Raw genomic sequence first — 924 nt, 5'->3', positions numbered from 1 at the left:
AGCCGCCACCGGCGAGCGCCTCGCCGAGCTGGGCCTCGGCCTCGTACCGGGCACCGGGCTGCTGCCCGCCGTGGTGCCCGGCTCCTTCGGCGCCTGGATGCTGCTGCTGGAGCGCTGGGGCACCTGGTCCGTACGGGATGTGCTCGCGCCCGCCATCCACTACGCGGAGAAGGGCCACCCGCTGCTCCCCCGGGTCTCCACCGCGATCGGCACCGTCGCCGAGATGTTCCGTACGCACTGGCCCACCTCGGCGGCGACCTGGCTGCCCGGCGGGTCGGTGCCCGCCGCCGGGAGCCACTTCACCAACTCCGTCCTGGCCGGCACGTACCAGTGGCTGGTCGAGGAGTCCGAAGCGGCCGGCGGCTCACGGGAGAAGCAGATCGAGGCGGCACGCGACGCGTGGTACCGGGGCTTCGTCGCCGAGGCCATCGGCGCCTACTGCTCGGCCACGGAAGTCATGGACACATCCGGCCGGGCCCACGGCGGCCTGCTCACCGCCGACGACCTGGCCCGCTGGGAGCCCACGGTCGAGGACCCCGTCACCTTCGACTACCACGGACACACCGTCTGCAAGACGGGCCCCTGGGGACAGGGGCCCGTCTTCCTCCAGCAGCTCGCCCTGCTGGAGGGGTACGACCTGGCGGCGATGGGTCCCGGGTCGGCGGACTGGGTGCACACCGTCATCGAGGCGGGCAAGCTCGCCTTCGCCGACCGCGAGGCGTGGTACGGCGACCCGGACTTCACCGACGTACCCGTGAGCGGCCTGCTGGACCGCGCGTACAACGCCGAACGGCGCCGGCTGATCTCCCCGTCCACCGCCTCGCTCGAACAGCGCCCCGGAGCGCCCGGCGGGCGCGTGCCCCGGCTCCCGCGCTACCCGGACGACCCCGGCGGCCCCGGCACCGGGATCGCCGGAGCGGCGGG

General features: G+C 74.6%; 1 protein-coding gene. It reads left to right on the top strand.

Features of this window, described 5'->3' with window-relative positions; translation table 11 throughout:
- On the top strand, window positions 1-924 hold a 924-nt coding region (locus tag QR77_RS01555; protein WP_173476413.1), incomplete at both ends, for a gamma-glutamyltransferase.

This window comes from Streptomyces sp. 150FB (assembly GCF_000818195.1).
GTDB lineage: Bacteria > Actinomycetota > Actinomycetes > Streptomycetales > Streptomycetaceae > Streptomyces.
The sequence above is the reverse complement of the archived record's forward strand: the minus strand, read 5'-3'. Positions and strand labels throughout refer to the sequence as shown.